The organism is Aliiruegeria haliotis (assembly GCF_003003255.1).
Lineage (GTDB): Bacteria > Pseudomonadota > Alphaproteobacteria > Rhodobacterales > Rhodobacteraceae > Tropicimonas > Tropicimonas haliotis.
In genome coordinates this window covers 72,569-90,739 of record NZ_PVTD01000005.1, presented here as the reverse complement: position 1 = coordinate 90,739, position 18,171 = coordinate 72,569, and the positions used below count along the sequence as shown (strand labels likewise).

The following is an 18,171-nucleotide window of genomic DNA, read 5'->3' as shown; positions in this document are numbered from 1 at the left end:
AGCCAGCGTGGCGCCCATCACACGGCAATGCGCCATAGCCCACCCTACGCTTCCGGCGCCCCATCCGACCAACCAGCATCCCGGTGGGTGCCATCACAGAAGGGCTTGTTCCCGGATTTCCCACAACGGCACAGCACGTATTTCCGGGGTGTCGCGCCAGCAGCTTGCGTGGGCACCGGCGGGGCAACGTCCTGCACCCAGTATGGCCCGTCCTTCTGCACCGTGATCTGGGTTCTTTCGCTCAGGATATGCTGCGGCGCGCCATCCTTGCCGGTAACCGTCAAAGCCCCGGACGGGCAGGACCTGACCACGGCAAGGACTTCATCGACACTTCCCTTGTCGGGCTGGATCCAGGGGCGTTGCTGATCATTGAAGATGTGACTGGCGATCCTGCCGCATTCCGCGGCGTGGGCGCACAGGAGCGGGTTGAAGTGTACGGTGACGGCCTCCCCCTCATAGCTGAGGAGACGGTCGCGGCCGGCTGGCTTTCCGCCACGGCTCTCGAAACCGACCTTCGCGTGGCTGCCGTCGCAGAAAGGCTTGTTGCCGCTCGCCCCGCACCGACAGAGCGCCATCGCCGGGCGCGCCTCGACCGGCTGCCCGTCTGTGCGCTCTATGGAGGTCACACCCTTGACCACCAGCGGGCCGTTTTCACGTTCCTCGATACTTGCGCGCGTGTCGCTCATGGCAGGCCTCCCCGGATTCACGATGCCAATGGAGCATAGCGCGAAGTCCTACCGCGATCAGAGTCCCAGAGTTGCGCGCTGACGCACAATTGCATCCGTGGTCTGCACGAGTTCCGCGGTGATGCCCGGCTCGCTGATCGCATGCCCCGCGAGCCCGACCATCCGAAGCTCCCCGCGGGACCAGCGCTGCGCCAGTTGCCACGCCGATTCCGGTGGACAGATCATGTCATACCGGCCCTGGATGATGGTGCCGGGAATATGGGAAATCAACGGAACGTCCCGCAGGATCTGCCCATCCTCCTCAAGCCATCCGTGATTGCGGAAATAGTGGTTCTCCAACCTGGCGAAGGCCCGTGCATGGTTGGCCGGACTAGTGCCCCCTGGGCCATCGTGGTGGATCGTCGCCAGCGCGTTCTCCCAGGCGGCCCAGGCACGGGCGTATCGCGTCTGTTCGCCGATATCGTCGCTGAAGAGCCTCCCTGCATAGGCCTCGATCAGGTTCCCACGCTCCTGCGGGGGGATGATCTCCGTAAACCTCTGCCATTGCTCGGGGAAAAACTGACCCGCGCCACCGCCATAAAACCAGTCGAGTTCCCGCCGCATCATCAGGAACACGCCGCGCAGCACCAGATAGGCCGCGTGATCGGGATGCTCCTGCGCATAGACCAGCGCCAGCGTGGCACCCCACGAGCCACCGAATACGACCCAGCGGTCGATGCCCAGTTGTTTCCGGATGATCTCGATATCCCGGACAAGATGCCAGGTCGTGTTCGCCACGACGCTGGCGTGCGGACGGGAGCGGCCGCACCCACGCTGATCGAACAGGATGATGCGATACTTCTTCGGGTCAAAGTACCGGCGCATCGCCGGGCTGCACCCGCCGCCGGGGCCACCATGCAAAACCACGGCCGGAATGCCCGTGGGATTGCCACATTGCTCCACATAAATCTTGTGGCCGTCGCCAACTTCGATCATTCGCTGATCGAATGGGGCGATCGCGGCGTAGAGATAGTGGAATGCGCTGTTATGACCTGCGACCCTGTCCATGACAGAGCTATATAGCGAGCAAACGGGCGATGCCACGCCCTTTGAGTCGCCTGACAGAAGGAGCCATGCAATGAGCACGACCGAGACCACCGTCGATCCGGCTGAAGTTGCCAAGTTCGAGGCGATGGCAGCCGACTGGTGGGATCCGACCGGAAAGTTCAAACCGCTGCACATGCTCAACCCGACCCGGCTCGACTACATCACCCGTCAGATCGCGGCGGAATTCGACCGCGACCTGAACGCGCCGTCGCCATTCGAAGGGTTGCGGCTGCTCGACATCGGCTGTGGCGGCGGGTTGCTGTCGGAACCCATGGCACGTCTGGGCGCGACCGTCGTGGGCGCGGACGCGGCGGAGCGGAACATCCCGGTGGCGCGCATTCATGCCGAGCAATCCGGACTCGATATCGACTACCGGCATGTGACGGCAGAGGCGATGGCCGAGGACGGAGAGCAATTCGACGTCGTTCTGAACATGGAAGTGGTCGAGCATGTATCGGACCCGCTCGCCTATCTGACCGCCTGTCAGCAGTTGCTGAAACCCGGCGGGCTGATGATCTGTTCCACGATCAATCGTAATCCAAAGAGCTTCGCCGTCGCCATTGTCGGCGCGGAATGGGTGATGCGCTGGCTGCCCAAGGGCACCCATGAATGGAACAAGTTCATCACGCCGGAAGAGCTTAAGGAGTTGATCACCAACGCCGGGTTGACCCATGTCGACGCGACGGGTTTCGTCTTCAACCCCATCCTCTGGACCTGGTCGCTTTCGCCGCGCGACCTTTCGGTCAACTACGTCACATCCTCGGTCAAACCTCGCTGACCGACCCCAGTGGATAGCATGCCAGCTCCGTATGCCGCGCCGGGCCTCCGCCCAACTCGGAGCGGAACAGGCTGAAACCGGAGACAGCGAAGCCGCCGCCAAGCATCGCGTTGACCGCGAGAAAGGCCCCCAGCCGATCGGCGTCCAAGCCACCCGGTGGCCGGTTGAACCGCCCCAGGGTGACGTGGGGGCGATACCGTTCGCGCTTCAGCCCGATCCCGACGGTTTCTGCGGCACGACGCACCGCACCATGCAGGGCAAGGAGTGCGGGGTCGGGGCGGATGGCCGCATACAGGATCTTTGGCGCCTTGCCTGGGAAGAGGTCGACCCCCCGGAAGGTCACATCGAACGCCGGCTGACGGATCGCCTCCAGCCTTTCGTGGAGGGCGGCCAACAGGGCATCGTCCAGATCGTCCAGAAAGCTCAGCGTCAGGTGTAGGTTCTCACGCGGAGGGAGTCGTGCCGCCGGAATCTCCCGTTGCAGCGCCTGCAGGCGGTCGAGCGCGTCCTCCGTGGGGCGAATTGCCACGAAACAACGCATCTACTCTGCGCCCAGCCGCTCCCGAAGCTCGCGCAGCACCGGCAGGGCCGCGCGCACTCGCTCCGGGCCAATCTCGGCGACGACATCGGCGATAATCGGCGAGACCGCCGCGATGGCGGCTTCCCGGGCCGCACGCCCCGACGGGCTGATCGACACGAACTTGCGCCGCGCATCGTCCCAGTCCGGGCGAATATGCACGTGGCCGGCCCATTCCAGCTTGCTCAACGTGTTCGACATGGCCCCGCGGGTCAGGTGGAATGCCTGCGCCAGTTGGGCCGGGGTCCGTTCCTCGTTCAGCCGCGCGAGATGGTTCAGCACCGAGAACTGGCTCATCTCCATGCCCTTGGGCAACGCCTTTGACAGACGGTTGTGGGCCAGCTGATCGATCGTGAAAATCTCGCTGAACAGGGCAACGGCAAGGCTGTCGGTCTGCTGGCTCATGGCGGGCCTGCGATGCTGCGGTCGTGCAGCAGGGACGGCACCCGGCGCCGGGCGGTGGCGACATCGGTCATGTTGAGGTCCATGCATGTCACGCAGGGCGCATCGCCGGCATCCACCAGCACATCACCCCATGGGGCCACGGCCATGCTGTGACCATAGGTGGCGCGCGGCCTGCCCCGGCTGGTCGCGTGGCTGCCGCATTGCGCGGGTGCGAGAACGAAGGCTCCGCTCTCGATGGCGCGCGCCCGCAAAAGCGGCTCCCAATGCGCCGCGCCCGTAACGGGCGAGAACGCCGCCGGAACCGTCAGAATATCGGCTCCCGCCCGGGCGAGCCGACGGTACAGGTGCGGGAACCGGATGTCATAACAGATCGTCAGCCCGAGCTTTCCGAAGGGCGTGTCGCCGACAACAGCCTCTTCGCCAGGGCGAAAACCGTCCGATTCGCGGTAGGTTTCCTCGGCACTGACCTGGACGTCGAACATGTGGATCTTGTCGTAACGGGCCCGGATATCCCCGGCCGGATCTATCAGGAAGGAGCGATTCGCAAACCGTCCGTCCGCGTCGCCGGTCTTCAGCGCCAGCGATCCAATCAGCAGCCAGATCCCGTGACGTGCGGCAGCATCCCGCAATGCGGACAATGTCTCGTCCTGATCCTCGTACCGCAGGACCTCCTGCTGGCGACTTCGGCTGGAGGACAGGCAATTCGTGACTTCCGGCGTCAGAACGAGCGTCGCCCCTTCACTGGCCGCCTCCGCGACCATCGAGAGCGTGACTGGAAGGTTCGCTTCCGGATCATCGCTCACATTCAACTGAAGGAGACCAGCCCGCATCGATCATTCTCCCGCGAGAAGCGGATCGAGCTTGCCCGAGCGTTCCAACGCGTAGAGGTCGTCACAGCCACCAACGTGGGTCGCGCCGATAAAGATCTGCGGCACGGTATAGCCACCGTTGGAGCGGCCCATCATCTCCTGTCGCCGGTCAGGCTGGCGGGCGACGTCGATCTCTGCGAAGGACACGCCCTTGTTGGCCAACAGGCGTTTTGCAGCGTGGCAGAAACCACAGGTCGGCGAGGTATAGATCTCGACTGATTGCATAAAAGTCTCCGAAACTCGGTCCGGAAAGCAACTTAGTCATCCTTGGCGACACGCGCCAGTGCCAGCACCCTCACTTCTTTTGCGCCCGCAGAAACAATGGCCTCGGCGCAGGCGGCAAATGTCGCGCCAGAGGTCATGACATCGTCAACCAACAACACCCGCGCATCGGACAACAGCGACATCCGACGGGGGTTCACGACGATAGCGCTGGCGATGTTGGCAAACCGCTGATCGTGGCTCTTGCCACCCTGCGATCCGGTGAACCGCCGACGCAACAGCAGGTCCGGACAGGATGGCAGGGCCATTCGACGCGCCAGCGCCTCGGACAGAAGCGCCGCCTGGTTGTATCGCCGCGAGAACAACCGGCGCCAATGCAGTGGAACCGGCGCCACCAGCATCCCGGGTTCGATGATCTCCTGTCCGGCACCGGCAAGCCACTCGGCCAGCGCAGGCGCCATCTCTGTCCGGTCACCATGTTTGAAACGAAGCACGAGACGGCGGGCATTGTCGCGATACGCCATAGCTGCGCGCCCCCGGGTCCAAGGCCGTTCCACATTCAGGCAGTCGTCGCACATGACCACTCCTCCGGGATCGTCTCCGGGCAGTGGCGCACCGCAACAGTCGCAGACCAGTCCCGTGACAAAGGGCGTATCCCGCCAGCAACTGCCGCACAAACCGCCGTCAGTGCCAACGATTGCATTGCAGCTCAGGCAGTGAGGCGGGTAAATGGCGCCCAGCACCGCCCGTATTCCTGCCCCAACGTCCAAGATTCCGATCATGACCCAGCCCCGGCTTACCGACAGACCTGCCCTCGACCGCGCGAGACTGCGCGCCGAGCGCCGCAGTGACGGTATGGCCGATTTTCTCCATCGCGCCATTGCCACTGAACTGGAAGAAAGACTGGAACTGGTTAACAGGTCCTTTACCGCGCCTGCCGTGGTGTCCGGATACCCTCGCCTGTGGACCGAGCTGGTGCCGGGGGCAAAGCAGGTCGCGGATACGGAAATCCTTGATTTGGTCCCCGGGGCCCACGACCTTCTGATCCACGCGCTGGCGCTTCACTGGGCTGATGACCCCGTTGGCCAACTGGTCCAGGCGCGGCATGCACTGAAGCCGGACGGGCTTTTCCTGGCCGCCTTGTTCGGCGGCGAAACCCTGTGCGAACTCCGCTACGCCATGGCGGCGGCCGAAGTTGCGGAACTCGGCGGTCTCTCCCCTCGCATCGCGCCAATGGCAGATATCCGGGCTATCGGTTCGCTGATGCAACGCGCGGGTTTTGCACTGCCAGTCGCGGACAGCCTGCCGCTGACGGTATCCTACGAGACCCCCTTCCACCTTATGCGGGACCTCCGCGCCATGGGCGAATCCAATGTCCTGGCCGACCGCCACCGGTCTCCGGCGCCCCGTCGCCTGTTCCAACGGGCCGCAGAAAGCTATACCGAATCGCATGCCGGCAGCGACGGCCGCATCCCCGCGACCTTCGAGATCCTGCTGCTCACAGGCTGGGCGCCCGCCGCCTCGCAACCGAAACCGCTTCGCCCGGGTTCTGCTACCACCCGCCTTGCCGATGCCCTCGGCACGCAGGAGTTCAAGCTTCCCAAGGACCCGGACGACATCCCCGATTGACGCCCTCACCGGCCCCGCTATTTCCAATCCGACCCACACGCCAGAGGCAGGACACTTCATGACCACCGAACACATGCCCGCAAATCACCCCAAGGTCACCATGGGGAAGATCGGAGTGTTGCTGGCCAACCTCGGCACGCCGGACAGCTATGACTACTGGCCAATGCGGCGCTACCTGGGCGAGTTTCTCTCTGACAAGCGGGTGATCGACTACCCTTCGTGGAAGTGGCAGCCGCTTCTGCAATTGATCATTCTCAGCAAGCGACCCTTTTCATCTGGCGCGGCCTACAAGTCGATCTGGAACGAGGAGGCCGGGGAAAGCCCGTTGATGACGATCACCAAGGCGCAGACCGCCGCCATCCGCAACGCTGTCCAGGAGCGCCATGGCGAGGCCGTGATGGTCGATTTCTGCATGCGATACGGAAACCCCTCGACCGAGTCTAAGGTGCGGGAAATGGTCGCCCAAGGGTGTAACCGAATCCTCTTTCTGCCGCTTTATCCGCAATATGCAGGCGCCACGGTCGCCACTGCGAACGACCAGTTCTTCCGTGCACTGATGAAGGAAAAGTGGCAGCCGACCGCCCGGATCGCAGCGCCCTATTTCGACGAGCCCGGCTATATCTCGGCACTCGCCGAATCAGTGACGAAGCGCTTGTCCGAGATGGAAGAGCAGCCAGACGTGCTGGTCTGCTCCTATCACGGCCTTCCCGAACGCTACCTGCATGAGGGCGACCCCTATCATTGCCAGTGCCAGAAAACGACGCGGCTGCTGCGGGAACACCTGGGATGGGGCGAGGACAAGGTGGTCACCACCTTCCAATCGCAATTCGGCCCCGAAGAATGGCTGCGCCCCTACACGGTGGAGCACGTGGCCGAGCTTGCCCGCCAGGGCAAGAAAAAGATCGCCGTGATCTCGCCCGCTTTTTCTGCGGATTGCATCGAGACACTCGAGGAAATCAACGAGGAGATTCGGGAGAGCTTCGAGGAGGCCGGAGGAGAAACCTTCACCTACGTGCCGTGCCTCAATGATGATCCCGCACATATCGCGCTTCTTGCCGACGTCATCGGGACCAACCTGATGGGGTGGGTCGACTGATCCGGCCCTTCGGCAACAGGGTAGAAATGAAAAAAGGCGGACATGATGTCCGCCTTTTTCCTGAACTCCAAACTCGAATTAGTTCGAGCTGGCAGCAGCAGCAGCGATCACGACGAAAATCGCGAGCGGCAGCCAAATGCCACCACCGGACGTGCCGGTTTCTTCTTCGATGATCACCGGCTCAATGACAGGCTCTTCGTAGCCACCAGCAAAGCTGGCGGTAGCGGCGAGCGAAAGAGCAGCAGCGAGAGCAAACTTCTTCATGTTCAACCTCCAGTTATCGCACAGGCGTAGTTAGTGAGGACACCTGAGCATCCATGTAGTACCTCGTGGTCAGAGACTTACAGAGGTTTCAGAAATTGGCAATTGTTCAGACCTTTTAGGTCAGCCCACCGCGCCGATGTCGTCAAATTAGCAACACCTGCGCACCGGGGGAGACAAGGCTGTAAAGCTCGGCGATATGCTCGTTGTAGAGGCCGATGCAGCCATTCGACGATTTTCGCCCGATCTTGCGCGTGTCATGCGTCCCGTGAATGCGGTAATATTTCCAGCCAAGATAGAGTGCGTGTGTCCCCAGCGGGTTTCCCGGCCCCGGCGGAACATAGTCGGGCCATTCCGGATTGCGCTTCTTCATGGAGGGAGTCGGTGCCCACCCCGGCCCTTCGACTTTGCGGACGACACTTGTTCGCCCGCGCCGCGTCAGTTCCTCCGATATCGGAACACTCGTCGGGTAGAGGCGATAGATCGACTGGTCGGACGACCAGTAGTGCAGCGCCCGCGAGGACGTGTCGACAAGCACTGCTCCACCACGCGTGGTTGAGAAGTAGGGTTGCCAGCTCTGCGCCCGGAAGCTGGAAATGTTGCGCGCAATGTTCGGATCCGCGACCCGGTTCGATGTCTGGGCAATCGCGGGCGCCGCAATCACGGTCGCCGCGGCGCCGGCCACGGTTCCGATAAACCGCCTGCGGGTGAAGTTTGGATCAAACGAATCGGTCATACTATCCTCACCGGTTTTCCTGGTCACAGGGTGCGGCGAGAGTGTATTGCGCAAGCCTCCCTGTCGCAAATCAAACACGCGCCAGCCGCCAAAATGGGCGGAATGGTTTGAAAGCCCCGAGGCTTGTCGCTAGAGGATGGGGGAAATCCTGACGACGGTGACCCAGCCCATGACTCGCGTGATAGCTTTTTTCTCCGTGTTGACACTTCTGTTGACGGCGTGCGGCCCCAACCCGTCGGGCACCGCCGGAGACGGCACCCGGGTCTACAAGATCTCGAGCGGCGACGCGGCCGAGATCCAGTTTCGAATGCTGGATTCGGTCAACAGCCTGCGAACGACGTCCGGGCTGGGCAGTGTACAGCTCAACTCCCAGTTGAACGCGGCGGCAGCGACGCATTCGCGGGACATGTCCGTGCAGAATCGGCCATGGCACTTTGGATCCGACGGGTCCTCTCCGATCGACCGTACCGTCAGGACCGGGTACACCGGGCGCTTCCTTGGCGAGAACATCTCGGAGTCCTATGAGAGTGAGCTTGTCACACTCGGCGCCTGGATGGACCAACCCGACACCCGCGGTGTCATCATGGATCCGGCCGCCCGCGACCTCGGTTTCTCCTGGTATCAGGAGCGTGGCGGAAAGATCTGGTGGACACTCATCATGGGCGGCTAGCCCAAGCCAACCCTGACCGGCTAACGCAGTAGCGCCCTCCGGATCCCATCGACTGGCACGCTGTGGATACCACGCCACAGCAAAGTCGCCATGAACACCTTCGTGCGGATGAATTCAAACGTTGCGTGCCTCTGTTTGCCGCTTGAGTTTGCCTGCACGCTCCAACAGGGAATTGACAGCCTGATTGCGCCCGAAGGACTCCCGTGTCCGATTGCGCTCCACCTCTTGATTGACCCGGGCCTTGGCGAGCGCGCAAATCAGATTTCGCCGCTCCCGCTCGAACCAGCGTATCCACTTGAGCACTGCTTCCTTCTCGCCCCAGGTCGCGGGATCGTCGGAGGCAAGCACCTCGAGGTACTGGCGTTTGCGATCCGCCAAGCGATCCAGTTGACGCTGGATCTGCTGCTCCTCCCGCACGGCCTGCCGCAGGTCCTGACTGCATGCATCCCATTTCGCGCGCGTCACATTTTGCAGTGCGGCAAGTTTCCTGGCATCCAGTTTCAACAGGTCACTCCAGCACACCCCGCCGGGCCAACTCCCTGATCCGGTCCGCGAAACGGATTGCCGCGGCGACCGCACGGTAGTGGTCGGCCGATATCTCCTCGCCGATTTCCACGGATGCGAAGAGCGCGCGCGCGGTGGGTGGATCCCGCCGGATCGGAACGCCGGCTTCGGTCGCAGCCTCGCGAATTCGTGCGGCGATTTCGTCAACACCCTTCGCCACGCATACCGGGGCGCCCGCCTTGGCAGCCGTCCAGCTGAGCGCCACGGCATAATGTTCCGGATTGACGATCACCACGTTGGCCTCCGCCACGTCGGCCAGCATGGAGTTCAGCGCGATTGCCTGCCCCTTCTGGCGCCGGGCTTGCTTCATGAAGGGATCGCCTTCCGACTCCTTGGCTTCGTCCCGCAACTCCTTCTGCGACATCCTGTTCTTCCGGCGATGCTCACTGCTTTGCCAGAGGAAATCGATGAGCCCGATTGCTCCGTACATCCCGATGAGAATCGCCAGAAACTCAAGCGACAGGCGACCAAGCAACCTGGAGATCTCTCCGGTCGACAATGTCAACGCGGGGACGATCGTATCCATCCGTTTCAGGAGGAAAACCGAGAGGGCGGTGGCCACCAGCAGCAATTTCACGAAGCTCTTGGCGAACTCGAACAATCCGGAACGTCCGAATTTCTGTTTGGCATTGGATAGGGGCGATATCTTCGAGAGCTTCGGTTCAATCCTGGTGGGCGCCACTACAAAGGCGCGCTGCGCGATGACAGCGGCAAGGCCGAACAGCATCGGAATTGCCAGTACCGGCACAATGGCCGTCCCCACGGAAGCAAGCACCCATCCGGTCGCACTTGAGGAACTGGCTGCGAAGCTTGCGCTCTGCATCCATTCAGGCGCCTCCAGGATCTGGACGCCAATCTCTCCGATCCGGGTCATGGCCCACGACCCCAGCACAAGGGCAGATACCAGAAACCCGAGGTACACGACGGCCCCCGTCAGGTCATTTGAGCGCGGTACCTCTCCCCGTTTGCGAGCATCGTCGAGTTTCTTCTGACTCGGCTCATGTTGCTTGTCGTCGTCCTCTTCTTCCGCCATCAATTCACCCAGAACGGGGACGCGAGCACGTGATCAAACGCGTCGAACCAGACCTTGATGAGAAACGGTGAGGCAATCGCCAGTAGCGCCAACCCGGCCCCCGTGACCGCCGGGGCACCGACCAGAACTACCATAAGTTGCGGCATCGCCCGATTGATCGCGCCAAGCGCAAGATTGTAGACAAACCCCGCGATCACGAAGGGTGCGGACAGCGAGAACCCCAGCGCAAATGCTTGCGATGCCCGTGATACGATCACCTCGGCAAGCGGCCCCGGTTCCAGGACGGTCCCGATGGGGAACAGGTGGAACCCTTCGACGAGCGCCTCTGCGACCCTGACATGAAGGCCGGCCATTGCCGCGAAGGCAAGGGCGGAAATCGTAAGTAGATGACCGAAAGCCGGCAGGGGATCCGTGGCGGAATTTCCGAAGATCTGCGACAGGGACATGGACTGGGCAGCGATCGACCCCGCGATCTGAAGGCCCATGATCATAAGGCGCAGGCTGATTCCGAAGGCGAGGCCGATCAACGTCTCCGTGACGAGCAGCCGGGGAAACGCCGGCAACTCAACCGGGATCGTGTCCACGATGACCGGCGCGACGATCGCCGTAAATCCCAACGCCGCCGCCAAGCGCACCCTCTGCGACACGAACCGCTCCCCGAAGGCCGGCAACACTGCCATCGCGGCCCCGATCCTCAGGAATACCAGCGTCGACACTGCCAAACTCTCAGCCCCGATTGTGGCGAGGTCCTGCACGGCTGGCGTCATACCGGCACCACGCCAACGACGGAGGGTTTCGCGTCCAGGCCAAGCTCCTCGAACGACAGTACCGGCGTCGAGACGCCCTTTGCAGTCAGAACATTGGCCAGGAACCTTCTTCGCCGGGACGATGTGATGACCGCCGGAAAGATTCCTCTTTCGGCAGCCGTTGACAGCTTCTCGGCAATGCCCGAGGCAAGGCGGCCGAACTGGTCAGGCGGAAGCGCGACATCCTCTCCACCTTGCGAGTTGTCGATCTGGTGGGACAGGAAACGGTCTTCCCACTCGGGTGCCAACTGCACCAGCGGCAGTGTTCCGTCCACGCGCTTGAGCTCCGCGATGATCTGAAAGCCGAGACGTTGCCGCACGTATTCGCAAATCGGCTCCGGCGAAACGAAGCTGCCGCGCGCCTCGGCAATGGTTTCCAGGATCAGCGGGATGTTCCGGATTGAAACCCTTTCCTCCAGCATCAGCCGCAGGACGGCAAGCAGAAGGTCCTGAGGGACCTTGTCCGGCACCAACTCGTCGATCAGCGACCGGTTTGCCTCGGAGCGGGCTGCGTCGGAAAGGTTTGTCAGCTCCTTCAACAGCCGCCTCAGGGACTTGTGCGTCAGCAGGCGGGAGAAGTTCTTCTTCACGACTTCCAGAAGGTGGGTGGCCAGAACTTCGGTGGGAGACACGACTGTCGTCCCGCCGAGGGCGGCGGCCTCCCGATCGCCCGCCGCGATCCACCGCGCGGGCGCCCCGTAGACCGGCTCAGAAACATCGCGCCCCGGTGGCATTTCGGTGTCAGACGCGAGAGCGAGGAGACCATCGGGCTCAAGCTGGTCATGCGCCTGCTCCACCCCGTGGATCCTGATTGCATAGTGTCCGGCGGGCAACGCCGGATTGTCGGTCAAGCGGATCTCGGGAAGGATCAACCCGTAGGTGGATGCCACGTGATTGCGCATGTTCGCGATGCGCGTGTCGAGACCCGTGGCCGGATCCAGCACCATTTTCACAAGGTCCGGGGCGAACTCCACGTGGATATCGTCGAGATCCAGAACATCGCCAATCGGCTGTTTGGCGGGCGCGGCGGTCACTTCCATCCCGGCCTGCGCGTCGCGGGCCTCCGCCTCCGCTGCCTTTTTCAGTCCGATCCAGCCAGCAGCGAACAGGATTGCGGCACCAAGCAGGAACGGGAGGACAGGAAACCCGGGTACCGCCGCAAAGACCAGCATCAGGGCACCGACCGTCATGAGGGCACCAGGGTGACGCCCCAACTGCGACGCAATGGCGAGATCCGTTGCACCCTTCGTACCACCGCGCGCGAGGAGCAGAGCGGAAGCGACAGATATGATCACGGCGGGGATCTGCGAGACCAACCCGTCCCCGACAGTCAGGATTGCATAGGTCTCCAACGCCCGGGAGAAATCCATCCCGTGGACCGCAAGGCCCATGATCAAGCCCACGATCAGGTTCAGCAGTGTTATCAGGAGGCCGGCAACCGCGTCCCCCTTGACGAATTTCGAGGCCCCATCCAGCGACCCGAAGAACGTAGTCTCTGCCTGTTCCGTCTCCCGGCGACGCTTGGCTTCGGCATGGTCTATTGCCCCGGCGGACATGTCGCTGTCGATGGCCAGCTGCTTTCCCGGCATGCCGTCGAGTGCAAATCGGGCGCCAACTTCGGCCATCCGGGCCGCGCCCTTTGTGATGACGATAAAGTTCACAATCATCAGGACACAGAAAACCACGAACCCGAGGAAGACGCTTCCGCCCATAACGAAGTTGGCGAAACCCTGGATCACGTCCCCGGCCGCGGCCGTCCCGGTGTGCCCCTGGCCGATGATGAGTTTCGTCGAAGAAACATTGAGCGACAGTCGCAACATCAGCGAAGCGAGCAATACTGTCGGGAAGGCCGAGAAATCCAGCGGCCGTTCGATGAACAACGTCACCGTGAAGATGAGGATCGCCAACCCGAAGGAGGTCGCCAGCCCCATGTCGAGCACCCAGGCTGGCATCGGCAGGATCATCATCACGATCACCGCCATCAGGGCCAGCGCCAGAAGGACCGTCGGGTTGAGGATATCGCGGACGGGCTTTGTCATGATCTATTTGCCCACCGGCTGAAACAGCGAAGGCCGTGCCGTCCCACCGTGGATCGGGACCAGCGATCCAAGCCGAGCACTGCGGACCTCTGCAACCAGGAAAGGATATGCGTTGGGCCGAGATGCCGAACCGGAAGGCGCGCGGTTCTGCGAGCTGGCGGGTGCCTCTGCCAGAAGGCTGTCAGGAAGGGACGAACCGAGTTTCCTGAGGTTCGCTGCAACCTTGGTCCAGTAGATCCCGGCAAGCTCCGGCGTGCGCGAATGGTAGGCTTTGGACGCCTCCTTCCAATCGCCGAACTCCGCATGGAGTGCAGCAAGGAAGCGGGCGGCATAATGTGCATTGGCGCCCGGGTCGAACATTGCGCTCACGTCGCTGAAAGCCGATCCGTGCCAGTGGTAGTTCAGCTGGAAACACCCGACGTCGAAGTTCCGAACGCCGGAGGCAACAAGTTGCCTGGCGTGGGCAACGGCCTCCGCTTTGGTGGCAAACCAGCTTCCCTTGCCGCCCTCGTTGATGGTCCAGGGCCAGGCCTTGAAAGATCCGTAGCGTGTCGTCCCCGATTCCGTGAGCGCCATGGCCGTCAGGAGCCCGCTCGGCACCCCGGTCAGGCCTGCGGCACCGGTTGCGTTGCTGCCGCAGATATCCGCTGTCAACGCCCGAGCGCTCCCCGAGAGGGCTCCACAGGCGAGCAAGACGCACAGGACCAAGGCACCGGGCCAACCCGGCAAACGCGACACATGGCTCATCCCACGTGGGGGGGGGAATCTCATCCTGGCGACCTTCTGGCTGCTCCGTGCCCCGATGCTTAGCGCCAAGCTGGTTGACAACCCGTTACCCGAACCCGGTTTCCAGGTCTGTCGGGCCGGTGCGACAACCTGCGCCCGCGATACCGGTCGGGCTCGGCTGCAAATCCGCTTCAATCCCTTTCCCACCTTCGGAATTGGCGCTAACACTTTCCTATGAGCAACGACACTTACCGCCGGGCTTCGGGTCATGGCCATCATGGCGACCCCCGCCGCCCCTTGACCCTCCGCGATGTTTCGGAAGCTTCCGGCGTCAGCGAAATGACGGTCAGCCGTGTGCTTCGGAACCGGGGCGACGTGAGCGCGGCAACACGGGAGCGGGTCCTGGCAGCGGCGAAACGGCTTGGCTACGTCCCCAACAAGATCGCGGGCGCGCTTGCATCCAGTCGCGTGAACCTGGTGGCTGTCATCGTGCCGTCGCTGTCCAACATGGTCTTTCCCGAGGTCGTAAACGGGATCTCCCATGTGCTGGAGGAGACCGAGCTTCAACCTGTTCTTGGCGTCACGCACTACACGCCGGAGCAGGAGGAAAAGGTCCTCTACGAGATGCTCAGCTGGCGCCCGTCCGGGGTCATCATCGCCGGACTGGAGCGCACGGACTCGGCGCAGGCGATGCTGCGAAACGCAGGCATTCCTGTTGTCGAGATCATGGACGTGGACGGTGAGGCCATCGATTCCTGCGTCGGCATCTCCCACCGCCGCGCCGGACGCGACATGGCAAAGGCGATCATCGAGGCCGGATACAAGCGGATCGGGGTGCTCGGCACCAAGATGCCACAAGACCACCGTGCCCGCAAAAGGCTCGCCGGATTCGAGGAGACAATCCGGGAGGTCGGGCTCGAGATTGTCGACCAGGAATTCTACGATGGCACTTCCGGTTTGGGGAAAGGTCGCGAAATGACCGAGGCCATGCTCACCCGAAACCCGGATCTCGACTTTCTGTATTACTCCAACGACATGATCGGGGCGGGCGGGCTGCTCTATTGCCAGGAAATGGGCTACGACATCCCCGGGAAACTTGGCCTTGCCGGCTTTAACGGGATCGAAATGCTCGACGGTCTTCCGCGCAAACTGGCAACAATCGATTCCTGCCGGCGTGAAATCGGTGAGGCGGCAGCCAGGATCATCGCCGAATGCGCCAGTGGCGACCCCACTGCTGCGGGCCAGCAGGTTGTGCTGTTGCCAAAGCTTGAACCGGGCGACACCCTCCGCAAACACTAAGTGTGAACGCATGGACATACCGGGTTCGATGCCTTTAAACGCCACACCATCCGGTTCCACCGCGCAGAGAGGTGCGAAGGCCCCATGACCGATCTATCCATCGTCATCCCGATGAAGAACGAGGAGGACAACGTCGGTCCCCTGGTCGCCGGGATCGTCGAGGCGTGCTCCGGAACCGATTTCGAGGTCATTGTCGTTGACGACGGCTCCGACGACGCAACAGCGGACGTAGCTCGTGGGCTTGGCGAGACCGACGCACGCATCCGCCTGCTGAGCCACCCGGCGTCCGCCGGGCAAAGTGCGGCGGTGCACTCCGGCGTTCTTGCCGCCCGCGGTCGAGTGTGTTGCACGTTGGACGGCGACGGCCAGAACCCGCCCGAGGAGCTTCCGAAGCTGTTCCAGCCGCTGCTCGCGGATGACACCGGCCGCCTTGGCTTGGTCGCTGGTCAACGTGTGGCGCGACAGGACACGGCGTCCAAGAAGTGGGCGTCCAAGTTCGCCAACAAACTTCGGAGCCGGGTTCTGAAGGATGGGACGCGGGACACGGGGTGCGGGCTCAAGGGGTTTCGCCGCGATGCCTTTCTGGATCTGCCGTATTTCGACCACATGCATCGCTACCTGCCTGCCCTGTTCAAACGAGACGGCTGGGAGGTGTTGCTGGTGGATGTGAGCCACAAGGAACGGCAAGCCGGAACATCGAACTACACGAACTTCCGCCGCGCAATCGTTGGCGTTCCGGATCTTCTGGCCGTCGCCTGGTTGATCCGGCGACGCAAGAAAGCCCGGGCAGTGGAAGTGACAGCATCCTCGGGTGCCAGCCATGACTGAAACCGTTTTCCGCTTCCTGGCTGTCGAGAACTGGTTCGAGTTCTGGTGGGTCGTTGTCGGCCTGTGCGGACAGCTCCTGTTCACGGCGCGCTTCCTGGTACAATGGATCGCGTCCGAAAAAGTCGGGCGCTCCGTGGTGCCGCTTGCCTTCTGGTATCTGTCAATCGGGGGCGGCATGATCCTGTTCGCCTATGCCATATTCCGCAAGGACCCGGTCTTCATCCTCGGTCAGTCGATGGGCCTCTTCATCTACTGCCGCAACCTCTGGCTCATCCATGCAGAACGCCGTCGCCAGCCGGAGTGACAACCGCGGCTGGATCGCTCCGGCTGCGCTGATCGTCCTCGCCGTCACCGCATTCCGTGTGGTGCTTCTTGCGGCCAATCGGACCGATCTCTTTGTCGACGAAGCGCAGTATTGGCTCTGGGGCCGGGAAATGGCTCTCGGCTACTACTCCAAACCGCCAATGATCGGCTGGGTGATCCGGTTGTCGACCGAGTTGGGCGGCTCCGATTCCGCCTTCTGGGTCCGACTGCCCGCGCCCTTGCTGCATGCGATCACGGCCATGATCCTTGGTGCGATCGCGGCACCGCGCACGGGCGACCGCGTCGCGATCTGGGTCGCGGCGACCTATGTGACATTGCCGATGGTAACTGCAGGCAGCCTGCTGATGTCCACCGACACGATCATGGTGCCGTTCCTTGCGGCGGCGCTCTGGGCCTGGCTGCGCGGGCTGGAGCGCGGTGGCACCGTCCCGATGGCGATGCTGGCGGGCGCCATGCTTGGAATTGCCTTCCTCGGCAAGTATGCCGCCGTCTACTATGTTATCTGCGCGACGTTGGCTGCCGCCCTGATGTGGCAAGCTCGCCCGGGATGGCGCCCGGCGCTCGCCGGATTGGCCACCTTCCTGATCGCCATTTCCCCGAATATCTGGTGGAACCTTGTCAACGGGATGAGCACGGTCGAGCACACACTGGACAACGCCGATTGGGTGCGCGACCCGGGCGACCGTGCCAGCCTCAACTTCGCCGGCCTCGCCGAGTTCCTGGCCAGCCAGTTGTTCGTCTTCGGACCGGTGCTCTTCGTGGCCCTGCTCTGGCTTGCGGGCAGCGTCCGGCGGAGGACACCCGATCAGGGCATCCTGTTGCTGTTTTCTCTGCCGATACTGCTGATTGTCAGCGCCCAGGCATTACTGAGCGAAGCCTATCCCAACTGGGCCGCGACCGCCTATGTGGCAGGGACGCTCCTAGTGGTGCCATGGCTACTGGGCAAACGCCTGATCTGGATCCGGGCCAGCATTGCAATCCACCTGTTTCTCGCGATCCTGCTACCCGTGGCAACGGTCGTGGGCACGGGGTGGCGCGCCGCCCCTGATGGCCCCTTGCTGCTGGAGCGCTACGTCGGACGCACGGACATGAGCGCTCAGATCCTCGCCGAGGCTGCGGAGCAGCAGGTCGTGGCTATCGTCGCTGACGACCGTGACATCCTTGCCGACCTGTTCCACATCGGGCGGGAAAGCGACATCGCCGTCTATGCCCGTCCGATGGCCGGCCGCGCGCCGAACCACTATGTGCTGAAATACAGCTTGCCAAAGGGCGTGGACGGTCCGGTCCTTTTTGTCAGCAAGCGGCAAACCCCTCGCCTGCCCTGTGAAGCGACCCAAATCCGGCGGATTGCACCCACTCTTGGCGCCTACCGGAAACGGCCTCAGGGGCTCTATGTCATCGACGCCGGTTGCCTGTCTCTTCAACAGTAGGAATCGCCGCCATGTCGAACGTGAAAAGGTGCGTCATCTGCGCGACAACCCGCAGATTTTGTCGCCCTCCGACGGCAGCCCGTTCCTCTGCCCAATCGGTTCGCTAT

General features: G+C 62.7%; 22 protein-coding genes. 8 read left to right on the top strand and 14 right to left on the bottom strand.

Annotation, left to right across the window (positions count from 1 at the left end; translation table 11 throughout):
- Nucleotides 1-44: 44 nt before the first annotated feature.
- Together CLV78_RS13480 and pip are read right to left on the bottom strand one after the other, a co-directional pair.
- The gene (locus tag CLV78_RS13480) at nt 45-686 is read right to left on the bottom strand and encodes a CDGSH iron-sulfur domain-containing protein (protein WP_106205356.1); all 642 of its coding nucleotides are present in this window, start codon (nt 684-686) and stop codon (nt 45-47) included.
- A gap of 57 nt (nt 687-743) precedes the next feature.
- Nucleotides 744-1,733, bottom strand: coding sequence for a prolyl aminopeptidase (pip, locus tag CLV78_RS13475; RefSeq protein WP_106205355.1), 990 nt, complete (start codon nt 1,731-1,733; stop codon nt 744-746).
- A gap of 70 nt (nt 1,734-1,803) precedes the next feature.
- Here pip and ubiG point away from each other — a divergent pair, with 70 nt between their 5' ends.
- Nucleotides 1,804-2,550, top strand: a complete 747-nt coding sequence (ubiG, locus tag CLV78_RS13470) for a bifunctional 2-polyprenyl-6-hydroxyphenol methylase/3-demethylubiquinol 3-O-methyltransferase UbiG (protein ID WP_106205354.1) — start codon at nt 1,804-1,806, stop codon at nt 2,548-2,550.
- Here the strand turns inward: ubiG and thpR are convergent.
- Genes thpR through CLV78_RS13445 form a run of 5 tightly spaced genes read right to left on the bottom strand, consistent with a single transcriptional unit; the run spans nt 2,537 to nt 5,405 of the window.
- Entirely contained in the window at nt 2,537-3,079 is a 543-nt protein-coding gene (gene thpR, locus CLV78_RS13465) for an RNA 2',3'-cyclic phosphodiesterase (RefSeq protein WP_158263524.1), read from the bottom strand. The genes ubiG and thpR overlap by 14 nt on opposite strands.
- A gap of 12 nt (nt 3,080-3,091) precedes the next feature.
- Nucleotides 3,092-3,532, bottom strand: a complete 441-nt coding sequence (locus CLV78_RS13460; protein ID WP_106205352.1) for a MarR family winged helix-turn-helix transcriptional regulator — start codon at nt 3,530-3,532, stop codon at nt 3,092-3,094.
- The gene (locus CLV78_RS13455) at nt 3,529-4,362 is read right to left on the bottom strand and encodes a carbon-nitrogen hydrolase family protein (RefSeq protein ID WP_106205351.1); all 834 of its coding nucleotides are present in this window, start codon (nt 4,360-4,362) and stop codon (nt 3,529-3,531) included. The genes CLV78_RS13460 and CLV78_RS13455 overlap by 4 nt, the downstream gene beginning before the upstream one ends.
- A gap of 3 nt (nt 4,363-4,365) precedes the next feature.
- On the bottom strand, nt 4,366-4,626 hold the full coding sequence (gene grxC, locus CLV78_RS13450; protein WP_106205350.1) for a glutaredoxin 3: 261 nt from the start codon (nt 4,624-4,626) through the stop codon (nt 4,366-4,368).
- A 32-nt stretch (nt 4,627-4,658) separates the two neighbouring features.
- Nucleotides 4,659-5,405: a ComF family protein gene (locus CLV78_RS13445; RefSeq protein WP_106205349.1), complete on the bottom strand. Its 747-nt coding sequence runs from the start codon at nt 5,403-5,405 to the stop codon at nt 4,659-4,661.
- Here CLV78_RS13445 and CLV78_RS13440 point away from each other — a divergent pair.
- Nucleotides 5,404-6,252, top strand: a complete 849-nt coding sequence (locus CLV78_RS13440) for a methyltransferase domain-containing protein (RefSeq protein ID WP_106205348.1) — start codon at nt 5,404-5,406, stop codon at nt 6,250-6,252. The two genes, CLV78_RS13445 and CLV78_RS13440, sit on opposite strands and share 2 nt — an antisense overlap.
- 58 nt (nt 6,253-6,310) lie before the next feature.
- The gene (gene hemH, locus CLV78_RS13435; protein WP_245925050.1) at nt 6,311-7,348 is read left to right on the top strand and encodes a ferrochelatase; all 1,038 of its coding nucleotides are present in this window, start codon (nt 6,311-6,313) and stop codon (nt 7,346-7,348) included.
- A 78-nt stretch (nt 7,349-7,426) separates the two neighbouring features.
- On the opposite strand, the gene CLV78_RS13430 is transcribed toward hemH, so the two are convergent.
- Both CLV78_RS13430 and CLV78_RS13425 read right to left on the bottom strand, forming a co-directional pair.
- Nucleotides 7,427-7,612 (bottom strand): hypothetical protein, encoded by a 186-nt coding sequence (locus tag CLV78_RS13430; RefSeq protein ID WP_106205347.1) that lies wholly within the window; start codon nt 7,610-7,612, stop codon nt 7,427-7,429.
- Nucleotides 7,613-7,754: 142 nt separating this feature from the next.
- The gene (locus tag CLV78_RS13425; protein WP_106205346.1) at nt 7,755-8,345 is read right to left on the bottom strand and encodes a L,D-transpeptidase; all 591 of its coding nucleotides are present in this window, start codon (nt 8,343-8,345) and stop codon (nt 7,755-7,757) included.
- Nucleotides 8,346-8,514: 169 nt separating this feature from the next.
- Here CLV78_RS13425 and dalA point away from each other — a divergent pair, with 169 nt between their 5' ends.
- Nucleotides 8,515-9,015, top strand: a complete 501-nt coding sequence (gene dalA, locus CLV78_RS13420; protein WP_106205538.1) for a divisome-associated lipoprotein DalA — start codon at nt 8,515-8,517, stop codon at nt 9,013-9,015.
- Between the two features lie 114 nt (nt 9,016-9,129).
- On the opposite strand, the gene CLV78_RS13415 is transcribed toward dalA, so the two are convergent.
- Genes CLV78_RS13415 through CLV78_RS23890 form a run of 5 tightly spaced genes read right to left on the bottom strand, consistent with a single transcriptional unit; the run spans nt 9,130 to nt 14,111 of the window.
- Nucleotides 9,130-9,519, bottom strand: a complete 390-nt coding sequence (locus CLV78_RS13415; protein ID WP_106205345.1) for a hypothetical protein — start codon at nt 9,517-9,519, stop codon at nt 9,130-9,132.
- A gap of 4 nt (nt 9,520-9,523) precedes the next feature.
- Nucleotides 9,524-10,612, bottom strand: a complete 1,089-nt coding sequence (locus tag CLV78_RS13410; RefSeq protein ID WP_106205344.1) for an EscU/YscU/HrcU family type III secretion system export apparatus switch protein — start codon at nt 10,610-10,612, stop codon at nt 9,524-9,526.
- Nucleotides 10,612-11,328 carry a flagellar biosynthetic protein FliR gene (locus CLV78_RS13405; protein ID WP_245925049.1) on the bottom strand — a complete coding sequence of 239 codons (717 nt, stop codon included), beginning with the start codon at nt 11,326-11,328 and terminating at the stop codon, nt 10,612-10,614. The genes CLV78_RS13410 and CLV78_RS13405 overlap by 1 nt, the downstream gene beginning before the upstream one ends.
- A gap of 47 nt (nt 11,329-11,375) precedes the next feature.
- The gene (gene flhA, locus CLV78_RS13400) at nt 11,376-13,457 is read right to left on the bottom strand and encodes a flagellar biosynthesis protein FlhA (protein ID WP_106205342.1); all 2,082 of its coding nucleotides are present in this window, start codon (nt 13,455-13,457) and stop codon (nt 11,376-11,378) included.
- Between the two features lie 3 nt (nt 13,458-13,460).
- Entirely contained in the window at nt 13,461-14,111 is a 651-nt protein-coding gene (locus CLV78_RS23890) for a transglycosylase SLT domain-containing protein (RefSeq protein ID WP_106205341.1), read from the bottom strand.
- Between the two features lie 306 nt (nt 14,112-14,417).
- On the opposite strand from CLV78_RS23890, the gene CLV78_RS13390 reads away from it, so the two are divergent.
- The 4 genes from CLV78_RS13390 to CLV78_RS13375 all read left to right on the top strand — a co-directional run bounded on the left by CLV78_RS13390 (nt 14,418) and on the right by CLV78_RS13375 (nt 18,064).
- Nucleotides 14,418-15,482: a LacI family DNA-binding transcriptional regulator gene (locus CLV78_RS13390; protein ID WP_106205340.1), complete on the top strand. Its 1,065-nt coding sequence runs from the start codon at nt 14,418-14,420 to the stop codon at nt 15,480-15,482.
- An 84-nt stretch (nt 15,483-15,566) separates the two neighbouring features.
- Nucleotides 15,567-16,310 (top strand): glycosyltransferase family 2 protein, encoded by a 744-nt coding sequence (locus CLV78_RS13385; RefSeq protein WP_106205339.1) that lies wholly within the window; start codon nt 15,567-15,569, stop codon nt 16,308-16,310.
- Complete coding sequence (locus CLV78_RS13380; protein WP_106205338.1) at nt 16,303-16,614, top strand: lipid-A-disaccharide synthase N-terminal domain-containing protein; 312 nt, start codon at nt 16,303-16,305, stop codon at nt 16,612-16,614. The genes CLV78_RS13385 and CLV78_RS13380 overlap by 8 nt, the downstream gene beginning before the upstream one ends.
- A complete protein-coding gene (locus tag CLV78_RS13375) occupies nt 16,586-18,064 on the top strand; it encodes an ArnT family glycosyltransferase (RefSeq protein ID WP_158263523.1) in 1,479 nt (492 codons plus the stop codon). The genes CLV78_RS13380 and CLV78_RS13375 overlap by 29 nt, the downstream gene beginning before the upstream one ends.
- Nucleotides 18,065-18,171 lie beyond the last annotated feature (107 nt).